Source organism: Flavobacterium salmonis, assembly GCF_903819435.1.
Classification (GTDB): Bacteria; Bacteroidota; Bacteroidia; order Flavobacteriales; family Flavobacteriaceae; genus Flavobacterium; species Flavobacterium chungangense.
This window is the reverse complement of the sequence record NZ_CAIJDP010000068.1, coordinates 35,778-58,409: the sequence shown is the minus strand read 5'-3', so window position 1 is coordinate 58,409 and position 22,632 is coordinate 35,778. Positions and strand designations below refer to the sequence as shown.

Sequence of the window (22,632 nt, the reverse complement as noted above, 5' to 3'; positions counted from 1 at the left end):
TAATGAATACGAATATTTTTTTTTCCAAAATAAAACATCATCACAATCAAAATTTACCTTTTGTACTTTATTCAAAACCAAATAGCTCAACTCTTATTGGGATTTTACAGCAAAATGATATTTTGTATAAAGTTTCAGATTATAGTGAGAAAGGATTTGTTTTTGTTTCTTTTGATGAAAAACAACTGATTTTAATTCCGGAAAATGAATCGGAAATTATTAGTATTGATAAAGAAATAACAGCATTTGAATCGATTGAAGCTGATGATCTGAATTTGAATCATGAAGCGAAAAAACTATATCAGGATTTAGTTTCAAAAGGAATTGAAGCCATTAAAAATGATGAATTTAAAAAAGTAGTTTTATCCAGAAGTGAAACTGTAGAGGTAATTGAATTTGATTTTGTAGCAACGTTCCAGCATTTGGTTCAGTTATACCCGACTACTTTTTGCTATTGTTTTTTTCATCCGAAAATTGGATTCTGGATGGGAGCAACGCCCGAACAATTGCTAAAAGCGAACGGAAATATTTTTGAAACAACAGCTTTGGCCGGGACTCAAAAAGCAAATTCTGAAACTGAAATTCGTTGGGAGCAAAAAGAAAAAGAGGAACAACAATATGTAACTGATTTTATTATAAAGCGATTGAGGGAAGTTGCAAATTCAGTGATGGTTACAGAACCTTATAGTATTAAAGCGGGATCAATCTGGCATATTAAAACGGATATTTCCGGAGTTTTAAATAAAAAATCAACTTTAGAAGAAGTAATCGATACACTTCATCCAACTCCGGCAGTTTGTGGTTTGCCAAAGAAAAAAGCCAAAGTATTTATTTTGGAAAATGAAAATTATGACAGAACTTTTTATACAGGCTTTCTAGGAGAATTAAATAGCAGTTTTGCAGGAAATGATATAAGTTCTGATTTATTTGTAAATTTACGAAGCATGCAAATACAGAAAAACAAAGCCGTTTTGTACATGGGCTGTGGAATTACAAAAGAAAGTATTCCAGAAAAGGAGTGGGAGGAAAGTGTCAACAAATCGATGACAATGAAAAGGGTTTTAAGAATTAAGAATTAAGAATTAAGAATTAAGAATTAAGAATTAAGAATTAAGAATGTTGTTAAAATCAATTGTGGTTTTCAAAATTGAGATTGAATTGATTTTTGAAATTCTCATTGCCATTGTCATTGATTTTTGCCATTGAATTTGATAAATTATGAAATTAGATATATTAGCCTTTGGTGCGCATCCGGATGATGTAGAATTGGGTTGTGCCGGAACAATCTTAAAAGAAGTATCGCTTGGTAAAAAAGTAGGTATTGTTGATTTGACACGTGGAGAATTAGGAACGCGTGGAACAGCAGAAACAAGAGATCAGGAAGCAAAAGATGCTGCAAAAATTTTAGGAGTGGTTGTACGTGAAAACTTAGCTATGCGTGATGCTTTTTTTGCTAATGATGAAAAACATCAATTAGAGGTCATAAAAATGATTCGGAAATATAAGCCTGAAATCGTTTTGTGTAATGCTATTGATGATCGCCACATTGATCACGGAAAAGGAAGTAAATTGGTGTCAGACGCTTGTTTTTTATCGGGCCTGGTAAAAATTGAAACTTTAATGGATGGAGAAAAACAGGAAGCCTGGAGACCTAAAGTAGTGTATCATTATATACAATGGAAAAATCTGGTACCTGATTTTGTTGTAGATATTACTGGTTTTGAAGAAAAGAAAATAGAGGCAATTCTGGCTTACAAAACGCAATTTTATGATCCAGATTCTAAAGAACCTGCTACGCCAATCACAAGCAAAAATTTTCTGGAAAGCCTAAATTACAGAGCACAGGACCTGGGAAGGCTGGTTGGTAAAGATTTTGCAGAAGGTTTTACTGTAGAAAGGTGTTTGGCTGTCAATAGCTTAGGAGATTTGATATAAAAAAGATAGATTTTTTTTAATTTTTTCTTTGTAGAAGTAAACCTTTGTCATATATTTGCAACCGCTAAGCGAAAGCTTAAGTAAATGGTGGTTGTAGCTCAGTTGGTTAGAGTAGCGGTTTGTGGTGCCGCGGGTCGCCGGTTCGAACCCGGTCAGCCACCCAGAAATTTAAAAGCCTTGAAGTAATTCAAGGCTTTTTTTGTGAACTTAAATTTACAGATAGTTGCTGATTTTTATTTTTAAGAAAACAACTCCTCTCTCAAAATATATTGAGATTAGTTTAAAGATGAAGCCAAAACAGTACTGCAAAAAAAAAAGACTGTCATTTTTAGACAGTCTCTCATTTTTTATACTTTAACTAATAGTAAACATTCTTTTAATTCTGGTTTTTCGACGATGAAGTTTAATAACCATTCTTGCAATTGTTCCATTTCGTAAGGTAACAGTGTTTTGATAGCTTTTTCTAATTCTTTACAAAAAAGTACCGGGTCGAAACTTACTCTCTCGAGTATAGATTTCGTGTAATCAAACATCATTTTTGACATAATAAAATAAGATTTTGGGGGGTTATCTCTATTTTTGAACTCGAACCAAATTTAATCAAATATCGCATATAAAATAGCTTTTTAACTTATTTTTTTTAAAATATTGGTAACGAATACGTTTTCTTAATATATATAAATCAATATAGATTTATTCTAAATAATGTTGTGTGAATTATTTTACAGCTCTGAACATTTCTCTTTTTCCAGGTGGGCCAGCTAATTTTTCAACGGTAAATCCAACTTCAATCATACTCCTTTTAACGACTCCTCTGGCGGCATAAGTTACTAAAACACCATTTGTTTTTAAGCTATTGTACATTTTCTGAAAAATTTCGGTACTCCAAAGCTCAGGTTGTACTCTGTATCCAAAGGCATCAAAGTAAATCAAATCAAAAATTTCAAAATCATCTATTTCATCAAAAAATTGTTTTCTTTTGGTTAATGAATAATTAGGACTAATTTCATTTTTTTGATTCCAATCGCATTCGTGCATTTTCTTGAAAATTTCTTCAAATTGATTCGCTTCAAGCTCAGATACATAATTCATAGATAAAACTTCGTCGGCATTGACAGGATAAGCTTCTACACCTGTATAATCAATGATTTGATTTTTTTGATTTGCTTCCAAAAAAGTTATAAAAGCATTTAGTCCAGTTCCAAAACCAATTTCGAGAATATTCACGGGTTTATCTTCAAAAAGTGAAAGCCCATTTTTTATGAATACATGTTTTGCTTCCTGAATTGCGCCGTGTTTTGAATGATAACATTCATCCCATTCTTTTAAATGAATTGTAGTTGAGCCATCTAGCGTTTTTATAATTTCTCTTTCCATTAATTTTGAACTTTACAATGCGATTTAGATACTTTCTAATATTTAGAATAAGTCAAATTTAATCAAAACAAATGCGTAAAGCCTTAAAAAATCAAGGTTTTTTCATAAAATCCATATAAAAAACAGTTAAAATTTTAAGTTTATTGTAAGATAAATAAATCGCAGTTAAATGAGGTAATTAATGGTTTTTTGGCAAGTAATTTATATATTTTTACTTAATTTTGCATTCAATAAATTCTATTTTATATCAAATTATCACTTTAAGATTCTTCTTTTGTGATGAAAATTACGTAAAACTTACATTATTATGAGTACATCTCAAACAAGCAAAATTGAAATCAGAAAAGCCACTTCTTCTAAAATTAGCAGTGTAGACTTTGAAAACTTAAGCTTTGGTGCTGTATTTACAGACCATTTATTCGAATGTGATTTTAAAAATGGAGAGTGGCAAACACCGGTCATTAAGCCTTATGCTCCAATTTTAATGGATCCGTCTTCTAAAGTCTTTCATTATGGTCAGGCAATTTTTGAAGGAATGAAAGCTTACAAGGATGATAATAATGATGTTTGGTTGTTCAGACCGGATGAAAACTACAAGCGTTTTAATAACTCTGCAGTTCGTATGGCAATGCCGGAAGTTCCTGAATCAGTTTTTATGGATGGTTTGAATGAATTATTAAAAATTGATAAAGACTGGATTCAAAGAGGAAACGGAAGCAGTATGTATATTCGTCCGTTTATGATTGCTACAGGTCCCGGAGTTGTTGCAAATCCTTCAGATGAATATAAATTCATGATTTTACTTTCTCCTGCACAATCGTATTATGCTGGTGAAGTAAAAGTTATTATTGCCGAGCATTACAGTAGAGCTGCTAATGGTGGAATTGGAGCTGCAAAAGCGGCAGGAAATTATGCTGCACAGTTTTACCCAACAAACCTGGCTAATAAAGAAGGTTTCCAGCAGGTAATCTGGACTGATGATGCAACGCATACTAAACTCGAAGAAGCCGGAACAATGAACGTTTTCTTTAGAATCAATGATACTTTATTGACAGCTCCAACTAGTGAAAGAATTTTAGATGGTATCACCAGAAAAAGTTTAATTGCCATTGCTGAAAAAGAAGGTCTGAATGTAGAAGTTCGTCCTGTTATTGTTTCAGAATTGGTAGAAGCTGCTAAAAACGGATCTTTAAAAGAAATTTTTGGAGCAGGAACAGCAGCCGTTGTAAGTGTTATCAAAGGATTTTCTTATCAGGATGTTTATTATGAAATGGCTCCAATTGAGAATTCATATGCTTCTCTGCTAAAAGAAAAACTAACAAATCTTCAAAACAAACTTGCTGAGGATACTTTTGGATGGACTGTAAAAGTTCAATAATCAAAAGATTTATATAAAAACAAACCCGATGACTTAACAGTTGTCGGGTTTTCTATTTTATATTTTTTTTTAACAATATTTAGATTATGGAGGATCTGGTTTTAAAAAATATAGCCAAACACATTTCGCTTGACGAAAATGAAACAGCTTATTTTCTTTCGATTTTAAAAGAAATGAAGTATCCAAAAAAAACTATTATTTTAAAAGAAGGAGATATTTGTAAAACAATAAATTTTGTACAATCAGGAACTTTAAGAGCATTTTACAGAGATCAGCAAGGAAAAGAATCAACTATCATGTTTGCTGTTTCTGGCTGGTGGATTACAGACATGGCTTGTTTCATAAACCAACAACCTGCAATATTGAATATTGAAACAATTGAAGAGAGCTATATGTTACATTTGCAAAAAGATGATTTAGATGACTTGTATCTTAAAATTCCAAAATTTGAGCGGTTTTTCAGGATTATTATGCAAAATGCTTACATAAGAGAACAGTTAAGGGTTATTCAAAATCTTTCTCTCACGGCAGAACAACTGTATTATATTTTTTTAGAAAAATATCCGCAAGTGGTAAAACAAGTTACACAAAAACAAATAGCATCATACTTGGGAATTACGCCTGAGTTTTTAAGTATGATTAAAGCAAATAAAAAGAAATAGGGTTTTCTTAAACTACATTATTTTTTTGCTGTAATATGTTCACGTGCTTTGTGAAAAAAAATATAGAAAATATGTTAATACTTATCGCTGGCCCTTATCGTGGCGGGACAAATGACGATCCCAAATTGATTCAACAAAATTTAGAAAAATTAGAAGCTGTAGCCCTTCCGTTATTCAGAATGGGGCATTTGCCTGTAATTGGCGAATGGTTAGCTTTGCCGCTACTTCATTTAGCCGGATCTAAAGCAATTGGTGACAGCGTCTGGGACGAAATCCAATATCCTGTTGCACATCGGCTTCTTGAAAAATGCGACGCTGTTCTTCGTCTTGAAGGAGAATCAAAAGGGGCAGATAACGATGTAAAAATTGCTAAAGAAAAAGAATTGAAGATTTATTATCGTCTGGAGGATGTTCCTGAAGTATAATAATTAGATTTTAAAATTAGAAAATCCCTAGTAAGTTTTAAAAACGTATTAGGGATTAATATTTTAAAGTAATTTTGAAAAGTCCGGTTTAAAATAATTGGGACCTTTCATAACTTTTCCGTCTTCGCGATAAATAGGTTTTCCGTCCTGGCCTAATTTACTCATATTGCTACGCTGAATTTCATCAAAAACGGCTTCAATTTTGTCATGTAAGCCATGTTCGATAATTGTTCCGCATAATATATACATCATATCTCCAAGGGCGTCAGCGATTTCAATTAAATCGTTATTTTGTACCGCCTCAAGATATTCTTCATTTTCTTCTTTCATTAAATTATAGCGAAGGTGTTTTTTTGTTTCGCCTAAATCTGCAATGGGAGTTTCACTATGACCTATTTTAAAAGCAGTGTGGAATTCTTTTACAGCATCTATTTGTTTCTTCATTTTTTTATTGATTAAATGGACTGCCAAATTAGCAACTATTCGTATACAATTCTCTAAATTTGTCAAAAATAATTTCAATTATGTTTAGTCAGGGACAATTAATATTCGCAGTCTGTTTTTTTATCACATTTGTTATCGTAATGATTTTCGCTTACCGAAAAGATCTTGCTTTACACAAGATATTTTATAAGGGAAATTATAAAGTATTAATTGGTTTTCTGCTTTTTATTCTGATTCTGTTTTTAATCAAATTCTTTTTTAAGAGATAAATTTGAAAACTATTTCTATATTTAAAAACCTGAAGTATACTTTAAATATTTTAAAATAGTTTTGTTATATGTGTTTTTGAAGAAAATATAATTAAGAAAACTGTTTTTATTTTTTGTAATTCGTAACACTATTAATAAATTTATAACTTTACGACACCAAACAACCTACACATGAAAATCCTAAAATATCTGTTTCTTTTACTGTTATTAAGTTTTGTTGCTTTAAGTGTTTTTGTGGCTACTCAAAAAGGCATTTTTAGTGTTGAGCGAAGCAAAGTTATTAATTCGCCAAGAGCAACTGTATATAATTATGTAAATGATTTTAGAAATTTTGAAGATTTTGAATCTTGGGCAATTGAAGATCCAACAATAAAAATGTCTTTTCCGGGAAAGACAACAGGAAATGGAGCTTTATTTTCATGGGAAGGCAGTGAAGCACAAGGGAGCGGTATAACACTACAGGCTAAAGACGGGGAAAGTATTCATCAAAAAATGAATTTTGACGGGACAGATGCTGATGTTTATTGGATTTTTAAAGACACTCTTAACGGAAAAACAAAAGTTACCTGGAAAGCTAAAGGAGAAATGAGCTTTCTTTTTAAAATTTATACTGTTTTGAATGGTGGTTCTGATAAAGTAATAGGGACAATGTATGAAAAAACCCTTGTCAATATTGATAAGAATCTGGATTACGAAACTAAAACGTATGCTATAAAAGTAAATGGGGTTGTTAAAAAAACAGAGAGTTTTTATATTAAGCAGACTTTTACAAGTGAGATTCAAAAAGTAAATAAAAATGCCAGAATTGTTATCCCGAAACTGATAGAGTTTAGTAAAACTAATAATTTATATACAAACGGAAAGCCTTTTATTATTTATCATACTTATGATACAAATACCAATTTGGCAAAAATTTCGATTTGTTTGCCAATAAACAAAGAAATTTTCACAAGTGCAGGAAGTGATATCTTATCTGGTAAATTGAACAGTTTTGTGGCTGTGAAAACTACTTTAAAAGGAGATTACTCTCATGCAAATGAAGCTATTGCCAAAACAACAGCTTTTATTAATAAGGAAAAAATAACTCCTGATTTAAGCTGGTCACATCTTGAAATCTTAACAGCAGGGAAATTGGATGTTAAAAGTTCATCAAGATTAGTAACAGAAATTTACTACCCAGTTATTCCTAAGGTCATTCCGGCTGCTGTAACTCCGGTATACAAACCTGCTGCGTCTGAACCGGTTGCTAAAAAACCTGCCGAAACGCCTCCTGCTAAAACAACTCCGGAAGAAGAATCTGAATTTTAAAAAAAAATAAAAGGAGAGATTAAACCTTTTGTGATAAATTCATTCAAACAAGATAAATAAAAAAAAACTTGACAGAAGAGAAGGAATTTATAGCACAATTATTAAATCCTAAAACGCAGAATGTTGCGTTTCAGAAACTCTTGTCAGAATATCAAAAACCGTTGTATTCTCATATTCGGAATATTGTTTTGAATCATGATGATGCCGATGATGTTTTGCAGAATACCTTTGTAAAAGTATTTCAGTATCTGAAAAATTTTAAGGGCGAAAGCAAACTTTTTTCCTGGATGTATCGAATAGCAACCAATGAAGCCTTGACTTTTTTGAGTCAGAAAGCAAAATTGAATGGTTTAACATCCGAAGCTTTACAGAATAAAACCATAGATAATTTAAAGGCCGATAGTTATTTTGATGGGGATGACATTCAGATAAAACTTCAAAAAGCCATTGTTACATTACCTGAAAAACAACAATTGGTTTTTAAAATGAAGTATTTCGAAGAATTGAAATATGAAGAAATCTCCGAAATCCTGGGCACTTCAGTAGGAGCATTGAAAGCCTCATATCATCATGCGGTAAAAAAAATTGAGTTATATGTTACATCAAATTAAACCTTTTGTTATAAAACTTGTCTTATAAGTATTATGAAAGTATTTAAATTAGAAAACGAACCGAAGATTAAAACTGGATTTAAAACTCCGGATCATTATTTTGATGATCTTTCGGCAAAAGTTTTACAGCAAATTAGTGAAACAGAAGTAAAGGTAATACCAATTTACAAACGTAAAAAGGTTGTTACAATGGCTGCTGCTGCAGTAGTATTTATTGCATTGATGATTCCGATAGTAAATAATTATAAATCATCTAAAGAACTTGATGAAGCTACTTTAGAAACATATTTGTCTTATCAGTCCAATTTGAATCAATATGATTTGATTCGGGAACTGGACACAAAAGATATTGAAGCTATAAATAAAAATATTGTCCTCGAGCAGGAAACTCTTGAAGATGTTTTGTCTTCAAATCCAAATATTGAGAATTTAATTTCAGAATAAAAATAAAAAAAACAATAAAGATGACAATCAAAAATATACTTCCCATATTGCTATTTTTAGTTAGTTTTTCATTTTATGCGCAAAGTGATAAAATAGATGAAAAGCGTGAAAAAATTAAAGCTTTTAAGGTGTCCTTTTTGACTACAGAGTTAGAACTGACCTCTAATGAAGCTGAAAAATTCTGGCCAATTTATAACGATTTTGATGATAAACAATATGAATTGCGTCATGAAAAAATGAAAACCTATTTGAGAAAGCTGAATGATGATACAGTTAATTCACTTTCAGAAAAAGAAGCTGCTTCATTGTTGTCTCAAATAGAAAGTACAGATAAAGAATTATATTTTTTAAGAGAAAAATATATGAGCAACCTTCGCAAAGTGCTTTCGGCTAAAAAAATATTGAAATTAAAAAAATCAGAAGATGACTTTAATCGAAAATTATTAAAGCAATATAAAGAAAAAGCAGGTAAGAACTAATGTTTAAAAAGTAAAACCGACTGCCGTCACAAATGCCACAAAGGCGACAAATATCACAGGAACAACAGCGATAAGACCCCTATATAATAATACTTACTTTATTATTTAGGGGTTTTATTATGTTATTTATTTAAAGCGAAGTCTAATGACTTTATTATGTCCAGCTGCAATTGCTGTATTTCTATTGATAAAACGAATTGTAAAAAGCTTTGAATCAGTAGATAATTGCGTCCAGTTTTCACCGCCATTTTGAGAATATTGAATCCCCTCAGAGCCAACACAGATAATTTCTTTGCCGTTACCTCCAGGAACATACTGCACACATGATGCGTATCCAAAACCCATACCCTGACCTATTAGTTCCCAGGTTTTTCCACCATCTGTTGTAAAAGCTTTATTATTAGTTTTTTGGTTTGGAAGTTCGTAATCACCTCCGGCAATAAATCCATGTTTAGAATCGTAAAAATCTGCTGTAAAAATACCTGTCATTGTTTTCCCCTGAATAATAGGAGTTTCAATAACTTTCCAGGTTTTGCCTTTATCGGGAGAATAAAAAACCCGGGATTTTTTTCCTCCCGAAACCAGCCAGGTATCATCTCCTTTTATAACAATGTTTGAATTGCTGGCCGCAAAGGCAGATTCGCCTTTGGCATTTGTAGGTAATTTATCTGATAATAATTTTGTCCATGTCTCTCCTCCATCACGGGTTATTATGATAGAAAAAGTATCTTCTGTAGGATCTCCAATTGCAATTCCTTCCTTATCGTTCCAAAATTGCATACAATCATAAAAAACTCTTTCATTGATTTCTTTGTAAACTAATTTTGTTTTTTGTGTCTTTTTTGAAACTGAATAAAGTAATGCTGGATTTCCAACACTTAATAAAAAAATATCTTTTGAAGTTTGAGCTATACTTCTGAATTCTAATTTTAAAGTGTCCCGGTAAATATGCTCTTCAAATTTTTCTTTTTTATCTAAATCGTAGTATCCAAAACGGGAATTATCAGCGCCATACCAAACTTTATTTTTATCAATTAAAATGGCCCTAATACTAATTTTATCTTCAAATAAAGTATCTGTTTGCATAGAAGTAAAACCGCTATACATAGTTGTTTTGTTGCTATTATTCAATGTTTTAAAAGATATGAATAAAATAAAAACACCGCAAAATAATATTACTTTTTTCATATAGGTTAAGATTTAGTTATTGCTAAAATACAATTATTTATAACATGTGAAATATATTTTGTTTTTTTTGTGGCACAGTAATTGGATACTCCAGAATATTAATCTTAATATGATTTGCCATGAAAGCGAAACTACTTTTTTTAGCGTTAGTAACTATAGGTTTAAGTTCTTCTGCTGTACAAAGCCAAACAAATGTTTATGCAAAAAACTCAGATATCAGTGATAATTTAGATTTAAGAGCTGTTGCTTCTATTTTTGGAGACTCGGATAATCTTCAGGATTTCGAAAGAAGATTAAATGATCCAAAATACCAAATTTCAAATCTTGACTTGAATAATGATGATGAGGTTGATTATTTACGTGTTATTGAATCTGTTGAAGACAGAACTCACGTTGTTATCATTCAGGCTGTTCTTGATCGTGATGTTTATCAGGATATTGCAACAATAGATGTTGAGAGGGATAACTATAATAAAATAAGTATTCAGATTGTAGGGAATAATTATTTATATGGAGACAACTATATTTATGAGCCTGTTTATAATGTAGCTCCGGTTATATATTCATCATTCTGGGTTACGAACTACAGACCTTATTGCTCTACGTGGACCTGGAATTTTTTCCCAACATATTATGTGGCATGGAGACCTTACCCAATTTACAGATATAGAAACAATATCAATATTTGTATCAATGTGAATAATCGTTATAATTATGTGAATCACAGAAGAAGTTACAGAGCTCCTGTAATATATGAAACCAGACGTTGTTATGGTTACGAAAGACGCCATCCTAATTATAGTTTTTCGCAAAGACATGCAAATGTGGGTAACAGATATGAGTTGGATCGTAGACGTGTTGCAAGCAGAGAAGTAAACAGAAATCAAAGTGTTTACAGTAACAACAGATCAAACTCAGCTAGAGTTTCTAATGCGGAATATAGAACTCCAAACAGAAACTATGCTGAAAATAGAAATGGATCATCTGATAGAAGTTATAATTCAAACCGAGGTAGTTCAGACAGGAATAATACATCTAGAGGAAATAGTCCTGTTAGGGTTGAAGATAATTCCAGAACAGAATCAAGAGGGTATTCTAATGAAAACAGAACCAACACTTCCAGAGGGAATTCTGAGAACAGGATGAGTGAAAACAGATCAGTTTCAGCTCCAAGAACAGAATCTTCAAGAGGGAATTATGAGAACAGAATGAATACTAACAGAACCGCTTCGTCGTCTCCAAGAGCTGAATCTCAAAGGACAGCTTCTGATAACAGATCTGCAAGACCGCAAGCATCACAACGTTCAGAGGCTTCACGAGGAAATCAGGAAGCTAGAGGAGGGGGGCAGTCACAAAGACAGAATAATTCAGAATCAAGAGGGGGAGGAAGAAGAAGTTAATCTCAAAAGAAGGTTTTGAACAAAAAAAGACACAATCGTTAGATTGTGTTTTTTTTTTGTTCTTTTTTCTTATAAATAGCGTTAGTTTGTTTTAAAACAGTAAATTTGCAACCGTCTTTTATAAAACATACATGAGCGCATCGCATAAAAACTTACACAGTAAGTTGTCTATTGGGGGTTTATTGATCACATTAGGAATTATTTATGGAGATATTGGTACTTCTCCGTTATATGTAATGAAAGCCATACTTGGTGAACATACAATCGATGCTGATATTGTTTTAGGAGGTATTTCCTGTGTTTTCTGGACATTAACTCTCCAAACTACAATTAAGTATGTCCTTATAACCTTAAGTGCAGACAATCATGGTGAAGGAGGGATTTTTGCTTTGTATGCCCTGGTCAAGAAAACAAAAATTCAATGGCTTATAGTGCCTGCAATTATTGGAGGTAGCGCCTTGCTTGCCGATGGTATTATAACACCACCTATTTCGGTTTCCTCAGCAGTAGAAGGAATAAAAACTTACTATCCTGAAATAAATACGATTCCGATTGTTATTGGAATTCTTTTTGTTTTGTTCACCATTCAACAGTTTGGTACTAAACTGGTTGGTAAATTTTTTGCGCCAATGATGTTAATTTGGTTTGCTATGTTGGGGACTTTAGGAGTAATTCAGATTTTGGATCATCCGGAGGTCATCAAAGCTATTAATCCTTATTATGCTTACCATTTATTATCTATACATCCCGATGGTTTTTTTGTATTGGGGTTTGTATTTTTATGTACCACAGGAGCAGAAGCATTGTATTCTGACATGGGGCATTGCGGAAGAAAAAATATTAGAATTAGCTGGGTTTTTGTAAAACTAACTTTAGTATTAAACTATTTTGGTCAGGCTGCTTATTTAATTCATCATGAGGGACAAACATTGCAGGTATTAGGAGGTGAAAACGGTAATCCGTTTTACTTAATCATGCCGGATTGGTTTCAGCCTGTCGGTATCGTAATAGCAACTTTGGCTGCGGTTATTGCATCTCAGGCACTTATCAGTGGTTCATTTACTTTGATAAATGAAGCCATGAGATTGAATTTCTGGCCAAAAGTACGAATCAAATATCCTACCGAAGTAAAAGGGCAATTGTATATTCCGTCAATTAACTGGCTGTTGTTTTTTGGGTGTGTGGGAATCGTTTTGCACTTCGAAAAATCCAGTAATATGGAGCATGCTTATGGTTTGGCAATTGTACTCTGCATGATTATGACTACAATTTTACTGAACTATTATTTGATTATGAAAAGAGTAAAACTATATTTTATGGTTCCTCTAATCACAATTTACCTAATAATTGAAGGATGTTTTTTACTGGCTAATATTACCAAATTTGCCGAAGGCGGTTATGTAACGTTGATTATTGCAATTTTATTGATTTCGGTAATGACAGTATGGTATATGGCTAAAAAAATTAATAAAAGCTATACTAAAATTGTCAAAATTGATGATTACAAGAAAGTCTTAATGGAATTGAGCGAAGATTTATCCATTCCAAAATATGCTACCCATTTGGTTTACATGACAAATGCTAATCGTGTTGATGAATTAGAGCAAAAAGTGATGTATTCTATTCTTCAAAAGCGTCCAAAAAGAGCTGATATTTATTGGTTTGTCCATGTGAATATTTTAACTGAGCCTTATAAAACTCAGTATAAAGTAACCGAAATTGCCAAAGATGATATTTACAGAATTGATTTCAATTTAGGCTTCAGAGAACCAACCAAAATTAATTTAATGTTTAGGGAAGTTATTCGTGATATGGTAAAAAATGGAGAAGTTGATATTACCAGCCGTTACGAATCATTGAACAAAAATAATATTGTTGGAGATTTCAAATTTGTATTGTCTGAAAAATTCTTGTCTAATGACTCTGATTTATTATGGCACGAAAAAATAATCATGAATTCTTATTTTTTAATTAAGAAATTGAGTTTATCTGAAGAAAGTGCTTTTGGTTTAGACAGCAGTTCTGTAAAAATAGAAAAATTTCCAATGGTGCTTCATGCTCCGGAGAATATTGGTTTGACAAGGATTATAAAATAAATCATTTTTCAAAATACATTCAAAAACACTCTTTTAGAGTGTTTTTCTTTTTACCGGAAGTTAAAATAACAATCAAATTAAAAAATTTAACTTTCAATCAATTAATAGTACCTTTGCAACTCAAACAATTAAAATGAGATTACACAGAAATTTAGTTTATACTACCATCGATTCTTTAAATGCTATTTTTAATGAAGGAGAATACGCGGATAAAGTGGTAGCAAGAGCCTTAAAAAAAGACAAACGTTGGGGAAGTTCTGATAGGAAGTTTGTTGCTGAAACGATATACGAAATAGTTCGTTGGAAAAGATTATATGCTGAAATTGCCGAAGTTAAAGAACCCTTTGACAGAGATAATTTATGGAGAATGTTTGCTGTTTGGGCAGTTTTAAGAGGTTATCCAATTCCGGACTGGAGACAGTTGGAAGGAACACCTGAAAGAAAAATAAAAGGTCGTTTTGACGAGCTTTCAAAAGTTAGGGCTTTAAAAGAATCTATCCCGGACTGGATGGATGAATTGGGAGCTAAAGAACTAGGTGAAAAAGTTTGGGCAAAAGAAATTGCAGCCCAAAACCAGCCTGCAAAAGTTATCTTAAGAACCAACACACTTAAAGGAACTAAGGAAAACTTAAGAAACACATTGATGGATTTAAATATCGAAACAGAATATTTAAAAGATCAGCCTGAAGCTTTAGTTTTAAAAGAAAGAGCAAATGTATTTTTGACAGATGCTTTTAAACAGGGACTTTTTGAAGTTCAGGATGCAAACTCACAATTGGTTGCAGGTTTTCTTGATGTAAAACCAGGTATGCGTGTTGTTGATACTTGTGCCGGAGCGGGTGGGAAAACATTGCACATTGCTTCTTTAATGGAAAATAAAGGACAATTAATTGCAATGGATTTATACGAAAGTAAACTGAAGCAATTAAAATTAAGAGCTAAACGAAATGGTGCTTTTAATATCGAATATCGTATTATTGACACTACAAAGGTGATTAAAAAACTCCATGAAAAAGCAGATCGAGTGTTAATTGATGCGCCATGTAGCGGTTTAGGAGTTTTAAAAAGAAATCCTGACGCCAAATGGAAATTACAACCTGAATTTATTGATAATATTCGTAAAGTACAGTCTGAGGTTTTAGAAAGTTATTCTAAAATTGTAAAGCCAGGTGGAAAATTAGTATATGCTACATGTTCGGTCTTACCATCAGAAAATCAGGAACAAGTTGAGAAGTTCCTGAAAACAGAAATCGGAAAACAATTTACATTTATAAAAGACCGTAAAATTCTGGCTTCAGAATCTGGTTTCGATGGATTTTATATGGCATTATTAGAGCGTAAAGAGTAAATTTAGTCAAATAGATACTAAAATTTAAAATCCCAAATTCCAATTCATATTTTGGAATTTGGGATTTATTTATTGTGATTTTATCAAAGTAAGCTTGGTTTGCGTAATAGTTTTCCATTTTCATTTTCCTTAAATTTAGGGACAAAAACTATTTCTTTTGGTTTTTCATATTTATCCAAAACATCAAAAAAGCCAGTTGGAAAATCTTGTTTTTCTCCTTCAATAACCAAAATTAGTTTTTCTCCCAAAATTGAATCCGGAATTCCGGTAACGAAAAATCTTGAATTAATTTTTTTAATGAGTTTTGTTTCAATTTGTTCAGGAATTAATTTTACGCCACCGCTATTAATTACATTATCAATTCTTCCTAAAAATATAAACTGATTTTCTTTTACAAACTCAATCAGGTCATTGGTAATGATAGTTTCGTTGGAAATAGCAGGAACTGTAATTGCTAAGCACCCTCTGCTGTCCTTGGAAATCTTTATATTAGGCAGAATAGTAAATGCTTTTTCTCCCACTTTTTTAGCTGCAATATGAGTAATAGTTTCGGTCATTCCGTAAGTTTCGTAAATTTCAGTTTTCAAAGGCAAAACTTTTTCTTCGAGAGCAGTATCCATTTTTGCTCCGCCCACTATTAATTTTTTGACATTTTTTAATCCTTCAATCGAATTTTGAACCTGCAAAGGTACCATCGCGACAAAATTATATAATTTATCATTTAGGGATAATGGTGTTGTGCTGGGTTCTGTAACGTCCAACTCTAAACCCAGAATAAAGCTTCGTACGAGCATCATTTTTCCTGCAATAAATTTCACCGGCAGGCAAAGCAGAGCCTTGTTTCCAGGTTTTAAATTAAAAAAATCTCCTGTTGCCAATGCCGATTGTATCATCGCTTGTTTTTGTAATCGGACTAATTTAGGCAGACCTGTAGTCCCTGATGTTCTCATTTCGATATATTCTTTATCGTCGAACCAGTCTAATAAAAATTCTCCAATTGCCTGTTGATTAGTATCACCTTCCTTAATGTAGCTATAAGCAACAGAACGCAAATCGTCTCCATTTAAATGATAACCATCTATTTTAAAATAATTGTGAACGTTTTTATGAGTAAGGTTTAGCATGGTGTATTAATTTAAATTTAAAAATTCGGTCACTTCATCGTTTGTTTCTTTGATGTTTCCGGTTAATTTTTCTTTCCAGTTTGTCCAGTTGTATTTTTTGCTGAAAATAAAAAGCAAAATGGGGTAGATTACAACCACAGGCAATATAACATCAAAGCTGGCAGAAGGTTCAGATTTATCAATAAAAAGGGAATAGGTCTGAAAAACGGTCCAGTCTGAGGTTACCAGCAAAGCGCCTATCAGGTTGTTGGCAGCATGGAAACCAAGTGCCAGTTCCATGCCTTCATCCATTAAAGTAATAATTCCTAAAAAGAATCCGGTACCTATGTAATAAATCATGATAATATTGCCCATTTTAGTTACTTCCGGGTTAAACCAGTGCATAGAACCAAATATAAATGAAGTCATTAATAACGGAAACCATCTGTTTTTGGCTAAGCTGGCAAAACCCTGCATCAGATAGCCCCTAAAAACATATTCTTCACTACTGGTTTGTATCGGGATCATCAGGGTACCGATAACTACTAATATTAAAAAAGGAATTGGTTTGAAATTAAAAATAAAGTTTTCAGGTGATTGTAAATAAATAAACACAAAACTCAATACTGAAAAACCCGCCCATATAAAAAAGGAAAACAAAATACGTTTTGTATCTGCTTTTTTTCGCGAAGTTGTAACGGATAAGATACTTTGATGATGCATGTATTTGACAACATAATAAACCCCTGCTAAGGCAAAAGCGAACGAAACCATAACTAAAAATAAAGTCAGGTTTGAATCAAACATTTTCATCAGCATTTTATCGTTCTCTGGATACGGTTTTTTGTTGATTAGAGTTTCATATTTTACCGCCAGCCATAAAGGAAACTGACCAAAAACAGATGCTGAAATTATGACTACAGAGCCTAAAAGATATTTCCAAAATTTATTTTCTGGTTTAATTCCTTGTTCTAAAAACATATTATTTAAAATTAAAATGGAGTTCTAATTAATAAGTAAATCTTATTTTTGGGGATTGCTAAAATACCCTTTTTTAGCCCAATTATTTTACAACAACTTAAAAAAATAACATGATACAAGTTTACCATAATCCACGATGTGGAAAATCAAGAAGTTGTCTGGCTTTTCTGGATAATGCGAATCAGGACTATGAAATTATTCCATATCTTATTGAGACACCAACTTTTGAAGGACTGAAAAGATTAATAGAAAAATTAGACATGAAACCAATTGAACTAGTTAGAGTTAAAGAAAAAGTATGGATTGAAGAGTACAAAGGAAAAACCTTGACAGATTTGCAAGTTATTCAGGCTATGGTTGATAATCCGATTTTGATAGAGAGGCCGATTGTTATAAAAGATGGAAAAGCTATAATTGGACGTGATTTGGACAAAGTAGCTTCTTTTTTAGATGGAATATAAAATATTTGATTAACATTTTTTTGTGATTTACTCTTTTAAACCAAAAGCTATATTTGCGGTCTAAAAGGAAAAGAAATACCAAAAAAAATAATGAAAAAAATCAAATTTGCGATATTGATCCTAATTATGCTTTCAGGATTATGTAATTATGCACAACAACCACCTTCGGGTCAAGCGAAAGTAAAGGTTACCGGAAAAGTTTTAGAAAAAGTTTCAAAACAACCACTGGAGTATGCTACAATTTCAATTACTCTACCGAATGAAACTAAAGTGATTGCCGGCGGAATTACAAATCCAAAAGGTGAATTTGATTTAGCAGTTCCGTCTGGAATTTATGATATCAAAGTTGAGTTTATTTCGTTTAAAGCTACTGAAATCAAAGGAAAAAATATTTCAGAAGATACTAATTTAGGAGTTGTAAGCTTGTCTGAAGACGCTGCGCAATTGAATGAGGTTGTAGTGCGTGCCGAAAAATCATCTGTTGAAATAAAGCTGGACAAAAAAGTATACAATGTTGGGCAGGATATGATGGTAAAAGGAGGAACAGTTAGTGATGTTCTGGATAATGTTCCTTCAGTTTCTGTGGATACAGAAGGAAATGTAAGCTTAAGAGGAAGTGATAATATCCGAATTTTAATAGACGGAAGACCATCAAACGCAATTAATGTTGCCGAAGCTTTACGTCAGCTTCCGGCAGATGCAATTGATAAAGTTGAAGTGATTACCAATCCATCAGCGCGTTACGATGCAGAAGGTGGTTCTGGTTTGATTAATATTATTCTTAAAAAAGGAAAAAATCAAGGTTTCAACGGAACTTTTATTGCTTCAACGGGACTTCCTGAAACGTATGGACTCAGTGCCAATCTGAATTATAAAACGGAAAAATTAAATTATTTTACTACAGCCGGATATAATTACAGAACAAATGAAGGAGAAGGCTTAACCAATACAGAATACTTTAATGAGGATGGTTCTCCTAAATCATACTTAGATGAAACCCGTGACACTAAAAGAACCAGAGACGGATTCAATGGAAGGGCCGGAATAGAATGGTCAATTACGCCAACGACTTTCTGGACAAATGCGATCAATTATCAAAAAAATACAGGAGAAGACAGAGATCTGATCAATTATTATAATTATGATGCTAATCGTGTTGCTACAGGAAATTCATTCAGATTAAATAATGGAGACACCGGAGGTGAAAATGTAGAATATACATCCAATTTAATCAAAAATTTCAACGATAAAGGACATAAACTTACAGCCGATTTATCGATTTCACGAAACACAGACGACAGTAAAAGCGTCATTACAGCTGAGCCTACTTTCAATAGAACGTTAAATAATCAGGTTCAGAAACAAATTCAGCTGCAGGCAGACTATGTTTTGCCATTAGGAAAAGGAAGTCAGTTTGAAGCAGGATACAAAGGAAGTTTTGGCGATTTAAATAATGTATACTATGTTGCCAATCTTGTCAATGGGGTGTATGAAAAAGATGAAAATTTATCCAATACTTTAGAGTACAAAGAAAATATAAATGCATTGTATACTTCATACGGTTTTAAAGTAAATAAATTTTCTTATTTATTTGGATTGCGTTGGGAAGACACCAATATTGAAGTCAATCTTTTAGATACAAATAAATTTAATACTAAGAATTACAATAATTTATTTCCAAGTGCTTTTATAAGTTATGAAATTTCAGACCAAAGCAATTTTACTGCAAGTTACAGCAAGCGTTTAACCAGACCGAGAGGGCGTTTTATGAACCCAGCGGTAAACTATGCCAGTAATATCAATATCTTTCAGGGGAATCCTGATTTAAATCCTTCATTGACTGATAAATATGATATTGGATATCTTAAGCGTTGGGATAAAGTAACTTTTAGTACTTCTGCTTATTTTGAAGATACCAAAGACGTTTTTAGTTTTGTGAGGTTTCCTACAGGTGAGGTTGTAACTCCTGATGGTGATGTTGTAACTCCTGCACCGGGCGAAACAGTTGAAGGTATTCCGGTTATTAAAAGCTCACCAATTAACTTAGGAAAAGAACAAAAATTTGGTTTCGAATTTACATTTAATTACACTCCATTCAAATGGTGGAAATTAAACAGTAATTTCAATTTTTATAATGTAAAAACAACCGGAGAAAACACTTATGAAGATAATAACGGTAGTGTGATTGTACAAAATTTAGACAACCAGGCTACTACATGGTTTGCCAGAATTAGTTCAAAAGTTACCCTGCCATACAAAATAGACTGGCAATTAAGCGGTAATTATAATGGCGAACAAAAAACAGCACAAGGTAAAAATCTGGGACAGTTTGGTTTAAATACAGCTTTCAGTAAAGACGTTTTAAAAGACAAAGCTACAATTGCATTCAATATCAGTGATATTTTCAATTCAAGAAAAATGATGTCATACACGAATTTTTACAATGACTCAAGAGTAATGACTCAGACATCATACAGTGAATTTCAGTTCCGTAAACGTCAGTTCAATTTATCGTTTACTTATCGTTTCAACAAGTCTAAAAATGACAGAGAGAAGAATGGAGCACCGAGAAATGATGGTGGAGGAGATGGAGGAGAGTTTCCTGGATAAAATAGGTTAAATCCCAAAACGTAAAAATTCAAATTCCAATGTAAAAGTTGGAGTTTGGATTTTTTTTCATTTTTTAGCATAAAAAAAGGACTCGTTTTCACGGGTCCTTTTTTATGAAATCAATTAAAGTTTAACTGATTGTTCTTCTTGTCTTTTTTTAGCTCTTTTTTCTTTGAACATTTCCCAGCTAGCTCCCGTAACCCAATAAGATACGAAACCAACCAAGAAAAACATTAACCAAAACCCTATAGTTAGTATGGTTAAGAAAAGCAAAAAGCCTAAGTACTGTGAAAATTCAAACATGTTTTCCGGAATTTTTGAATGTAAGCACAAATGTAGGTTTTATATTTTTCCTTGCCAATAAAAACCAAATCAATTTTTCTAAAAGGGCAATTATTGCTATATTTATACTCATTTTAAATAAGGATTTTTTTTAAGTAGCTAAAATAAAATAACATGAGTGTTTTCAGGAGCTGTTTCCTGCTGTCCACTATATCTTTTATGGGGAACACCCCATAAAAGGATGCCGTTTCCATCAGGGCTAAAGCATTCGTTTTCAAAAGAAACGTCAGTTTCTAAATCTCACAAATAACATTTCACATTTTACAAACAATATTTTACAAACAACAAAATGAAATACAGAATAGAAAAAGACACTATGGGCGAAGTGCAGGTTCCGGCTAATAAATATTGGGGTGCACAAACAGAGCGTTCCAGAAATAATTTTAAAATTGGAGATTCAGGATCAATGCCAAAAGAAATTATAGAAGGTTTCGCTTATCTTAAAAAAGCAGCTGCTTATGCCAACTATGATTTAGGTGTTTTGCCAATCGAAAAACGTGACGCTATTGCTGCAGTTTGTGATGAGATACTTGCCGGACAATTAAAAGATGAATTTCCGCTTGTGATCTGGCAAACCGGTTCAGGAACGCAAAGTAATATGAATGTCAATGAAGTAATAGCAAATCGTGCTCAGGTGCTTAAAGGATTTGAAATTGGCGAAGGCGAACAATTCATAAAAGCCAATGATGATGTCAATAAATCACAATCGTCAAACGATACCTTTCCAACCGGAATGCATATTGCAGCTTACAAAATGGTTTTGGAAACCACCATTCCGGGAGTCGAAAAACTGCATGCAACATTAGTCAAAAAAGCAACCGAGTTTAAAGACGTTGTAAAAATCGGACGTACACACCTTATGGACGCAACGCCATTGACACTTGGACAGGAAATTTCAGGCTATGCAGCTCAATTGGCATACGGTTTAAAAGCACTTAGAAATACATTAGCACATTTATCTGAAATCGCTTTAGGCGGAACGGCAGTAGGAACAGGACTAAATACTCCAAAAGGCTATGATGTCAAAGTAGCCGAATATATTGCCCAATTTACCGGTCATCCATTTGTTACGGCTGAAAACAAATTTGAAGCTTTGGCCGCACACGATGCCATTGTAGAAACTCATGGAGCCTTAAAACAGTTGGCTGTTTCTTTAAATAAAATAGCTAATGATGTCAGAATGCTGGCTTCAGGGCCTCGTTCCGGAATTGGCGAAATTCATATTCCTGAAAATGAACCGGGTTCTTCAATAATGCCCGGAAAAGTAAACCCAACGCAGTGCGAAGCCTTAACAATGGTTTGTGCTCAGGTAATCGGAAATGATGTAGCAATTGCAGTAGGAGGAATGCAGGGACATTATGAATTGAATGTTTTCAAGCCTGTTATGGCAGCAAACTTTTTACAGTCAGCAAGACTGTTAGGCGATGCGTGTGTTTCATTTGACGAACATTGTGCTCAGGGAATTGAACCTAATTACAAACGTATCAAAGAATTAGTAGATAATTCATTGATGTTAGTAACAGCTTTAAATACAAAAATCGGTTATTATAAAGCAGCCGAAATTGCTCAAACCGCTCACAAAAACGGAACTACGCTTAAAGAGGAGGCCGTTCGTTTAGGATACGTTACTCCTGACGATTTTGATGCATGGGTCAAACCTGAGGAAATGGTTTAGTTTTACTGCAATCAGTTCGGCTTCGATCGAGATATATCAATCTTAAAAGGGAGGAAATTTTAAAATTCCCTCCCTTTTTTATATGTTTAAACTATT

At 32.7% G+C, this 22,632-nt stretch carries 23 protein-coding genes and 1 tRNA gene; 17 read left to right on the top strand and 7 right to left on the bottom strand.

All coding sequences use genetic code 11. The features are described from left to right. The first annotated feature begins 2 nt into the window (after positions 1–2). The 3 genes from FLACHUCJ7_RS10400 (at position 3) to FLACHUCJ7_RS10390 (ending at position 2,096) form a co-directional block, all read left to right on the top strand. The gene (locus tag FLACHUCJ7_RS10400) at positions 3–1,079 is read left to right on the top strand and encodes a chorismate-binding protein (RefSeq protein WP_180908861.1); all 1,077 of its coding nucleotides are present in this window, start codon (positions 3–5) and stop codon (positions 1,077–1,079) included. Positions 1,080–1,218: 139 nt separating this feature from the next. After that, positions 1,219–1,935 (top strand): bacillithiol biosynthesis deacetylase BshB1, encoded by a 717-nt coding sequence (gene bshB1 / locus FLACHUCJ7_RS10395; protein ID WP_180908860.1) that lies wholly within the window; start codon positions 1,219–1,221, stop codon positions 1,933–1,935. An 87-nt stretch (positions 1,936–2,022) separates the two neighbouring features. Beyond that, positions 2,023–2,096: transfer RNA gene (locus FLACHUCJ7_RS10390), tRNA-His, on the top strand. 186 nt (positions 2,097–2,282) lie between these two features. On the opposite strand, the gene FLACHUCJ7_RS10385 is transcribed toward FLACHUCJ7_RS10390, so the two are convergent. Together FLACHUCJ7_RS10385 and mnmD are read right to left on the bottom strand one after the other, a co-directional pair. Further along, on the bottom strand, positions 2,283–2,480 hold the full coding sequence (locus tag FLACHUCJ7_RS10385; RefSeq protein WP_031457182.1) for a hypothetical protein: 198 nt from the start codon (positions 2,478–2,480) through the stop codon (positions 2,283–2,285). Between the two features lie 172 nt (positions 2,481–2,652). After that, the gene (gene mnmD, locus FLACHUCJ7_RS10380) at positions 2,653–3,312 is read right to left on the bottom strand and encodes a tRNA (5-methylaminomethyl-2-thiouridine)(34)-methyltransferase MnmD (RefSeq protein WP_180908859.1); all 660 of its coding nucleotides are present in this window, start codon (positions 3,310–3,312) and stop codon (positions 2,653–2,655) included. A gap of 307 nt (positions 3,313–3,619) precedes the next feature. On the opposite strand from mnmD, the gene FLACHUCJ7_RS10375 reads away from it, so the two are divergent. The 3 genes from FLACHUCJ7_RS10375 to FLACHUCJ7_RS10365 all read left to right on the top strand — a co-directional run bounded on the left by FLACHUCJ7_RS10375 (position 3,620) and on the right by FLACHUCJ7_RS10365 (position 5,777). Next, on the top strand, positions 3,620–4,690 hold the full coding sequence (locus tag FLACHUCJ7_RS10375; protein WP_180908858.1) for a branched-chain amino acid aminotransferase: 1,071 nt from the start codon (positions 3,620–3,622) through the stop codon (positions 4,688–4,690). 86 nt (positions 4,691–4,776) lie between these two features. Beyond that, positions 4,777–5,352 (top strand): Crp/Fnr family transcriptional regulator, encoded by a 576-nt coding sequence (locus FLACHUCJ7_RS10370; protein WP_219634080.1) that lies wholly within the window; start codon positions 4,777–4,779, stop codon positions 5,350–5,352. 71 nt (positions 5,353–5,423) lie between these two features. Further along, positions 5,424–5,777 carry a DUF4406 domain-containing protein gene (locus FLACHUCJ7_RS10365; protein WP_180908857.1) on the top strand — a complete coding sequence of 118 codons (354 nt, stop codon included), beginning with the start codon at positions 5,424–5,426 and terminating at the stop codon, positions 5,775–5,777. Positions 5,778–5,840: 63 nt separating this feature from the next. On the opposite strand, the gene FLACHUCJ7_RS10360 is transcribed toward FLACHUCJ7_RS10365, so the two are convergent. Continuing rightward, positions 5,841–6,221 (bottom strand): pyrophosphohydrolase domain-containing protein, encoded by a 381-nt coding sequence (locus tag FLACHUCJ7_RS10360; protein ID WP_180908856.1) that lies wholly within the window; start codon positions 6,219–6,221, stop codon positions 5,841–5,843. A gap of 80 nt (positions 6,222–6,301) precedes the next feature. Between FLACHUCJ7_RS10360 and FLACHUCJ7_RS25330 the strand changes: the two genes are divergently transcribed. The 5 genes from FLACHUCJ7_RS25330 (at position 6,302) to FLACHUCJ7_RS10340 (ending at position 9,332) form a co-directional block, all read left to right on the top strand. Beyond that, a complete protein-coding gene (locus FLACHUCJ7_RS25330; protein ID WP_031457176.1) occupies positions 6,302–6,490 on the top strand; it encodes a hypothetical protein in 189 nt (62 codons plus the stop codon). Positions 6,491–6,661: 171 nt separating this feature from the next. Further along, positions 6,662–7,798 carry an SRPBCC family protein gene (locus FLACHUCJ7_RS10355; protein ID WP_180908855.1) on the top strand — a complete coding sequence of 379 codons (1,137 nt, stop codon included), beginning with the start codon at positions 6,662–6,664 and terminating at the stop codon, positions 7,796–7,798. A 68-nt stretch (positions 7,799–7,866) separates the two neighbouring features. Further along, positions 7,867–8,409: an RNA polymerase sigma factor gene (locus FLACHUCJ7_RS10350; protein ID WP_180908854.1), complete on the top strand. Its 543-nt coding sequence runs from the start codon at positions 7,867–7,869 to the stop codon at positions 8,407–8,409. A 33-nt stretch (positions 8,410–8,442) separates the two neighbouring features. Continuing rightward, a complete protein-coding gene (locus tag FLACHUCJ7_RS10345; RefSeq protein ID WP_031457173.1) occupies positions 8,443–8,853 on the top strand; it encodes a hypothetical protein in 411 nt (136 codons plus the stop codon). Between the two features lie 20 nt (positions 8,854–8,873). Further along, the gene (locus tag FLACHUCJ7_RS10340) at positions 8,874–9,332 is read left to right on the top strand and encodes a sensor of ECF-type sigma factor (protein WP_078226364.1); all 459 of its coding nucleotides are present in this window, start codon (positions 8,874–8,876) and stop codon (positions 9,330–9,332) included. Between the two features lie 126 nt (positions 9,333–9,458). On the opposite strand, the gene FLACHUCJ7_RS10335 is transcribed toward FLACHUCJ7_RS10340, so the two are convergent. Then, on the bottom strand, positions 9,459–10,520 hold the full coding sequence (locus FLACHUCJ7_RS10335; protein WP_078226365.1) for a beta propeller repeat protein: 1,062 nt from the start codon (positions 10,518–10,520) through the stop codon (positions 9,459–9,461). 119 nt (positions 10,521–10,639) lie between these two features. Here FLACHUCJ7_RS10335 and FLACHUCJ7_RS10330 point away from each other — a divergent pair, with 119 nt between their 5' ends. The 3 genes from FLACHUCJ7_RS10330 to FLACHUCJ7_RS10320 all read left to right on the top strand — a co-directional run bounded on the left by FLACHUCJ7_RS10330 (position 10,640) and on the right by FLACHUCJ7_RS10320 (position 15,364). Continuing rightward, on the top strand, positions 10,640–11,920 hold the full coding sequence (locus FLACHUCJ7_RS10330; protein ID WP_180908853.1) for a hypothetical protein: 1,281 nt from the start codon (positions 10,640–10,642) through the stop codon (positions 11,918–11,920). 131 nt (positions 11,921–12,051) lie between these two features. Further along, the gene (locus FLACHUCJ7_RS10325) at positions 12,052–14,016 is read left to right on the top strand and encodes a KUP/HAK/KT family potassium transporter (RefSeq protein WP_031457169.1); all 1,965 of its coding nucleotides are present in this window, start codon (positions 12,052–12,054) and stop codon (positions 14,014–14,016) included. Positions 14,017–14,149: 133 nt separating this feature from the next. Next, positions 14,150–15,364, top strand: coding sequence for an RsmB/NOP family class I SAM-dependent RNA methyltransferase (locus tag FLACHUCJ7_RS10320; protein WP_031457168.1), 1,215 nt, complete (start codon positions 14,150–14,152; stop codon positions 15,362–15,364). Positions 15,365–15,447: 83 nt separating this feature from the next. On the opposite strand, the gene FLACHUCJ7_RS10315 is transcribed toward FLACHUCJ7_RS10320, so the two are convergent. Together FLACHUCJ7_RS10315 and FLACHUCJ7_RS10310 are read right to left on the bottom strand one after the other, a co-directional pair. Next, positions 15,448–16,488: an AMP-binding protein gene (locus tag FLACHUCJ7_RS10315; protein WP_180908852.1), complete on the bottom strand. Its 1,041-nt coding sequence runs from the start codon at positions 16,486–16,488 to the stop codon at positions 15,448–15,450. Between the two features lie 6 nt (positions 16,489–16,494). After that, positions 16,495–17,448 (bottom strand): CPBP family intramembrane glutamic endopeptidase, encoded by a 954-nt coding sequence (locus FLACHUCJ7_RS10310; protein WP_180908851.1) that lies wholly within the window; start codon positions 17,446–17,448, stop codon positions 16,495–16,497. Between the two features lie 110 nt (positions 17,449–17,558). On the opposite strand from FLACHUCJ7_RS10310, the gene FLACHUCJ7_RS10305 reads away from it, so the two are divergent. Then, on the top strand, positions 17,559–17,909 hold the full coding sequence (locus FLACHUCJ7_RS10305) for an ArsC/Spx/MgsR family protein (protein ID WP_180908850.1): 351 nt from the start codon (positions 17,559–17,561) through the stop codon (positions 17,907–17,909). Positions 17,910–17,999: 90 nt separating this feature from the next. Then, a complete protein-coding gene (locus FLACHUCJ7_RS10300) occupies positions 18,000–20,519 on the top strand; it encodes an outer membrane beta-barrel family protein (protein ID WP_180908849.1) in 2,520 nt (839 codons plus the stop codon). Between the two features lie 123 nt (positions 20,520–20,642). On the opposite strand, the gene FLACHUCJ7_RS10295 is transcribed toward FLACHUCJ7_RS10300, so the two are convergent. After that, positions 20,643–20,822: a hypothetical protein gene (locus tag FLACHUCJ7_RS10295; protein WP_078226371.1), complete on the bottom strand. Its 180-nt coding sequence runs from the start codon at positions 20,820–20,822 to the stop codon at positions 20,643–20,645. A gap of 328 nt (positions 20,823–21,150) precedes the next feature. Between FLACHUCJ7_RS10295 and fumC the strand changes: the two genes are divergently transcribed. Next, positions 21,151–22,536 (top strand): class II fumarate hydratase, encoded by a 1,386-nt coding sequence (gene fumC, locus FLACHUCJ7_RS10290; RefSeq protein WP_180908848.1) that lies wholly within the window; start codon positions 21,151–21,153, stop codon positions 22,534–22,536. Positions 22,537–22,632 lie beyond the last annotated feature (96 nt).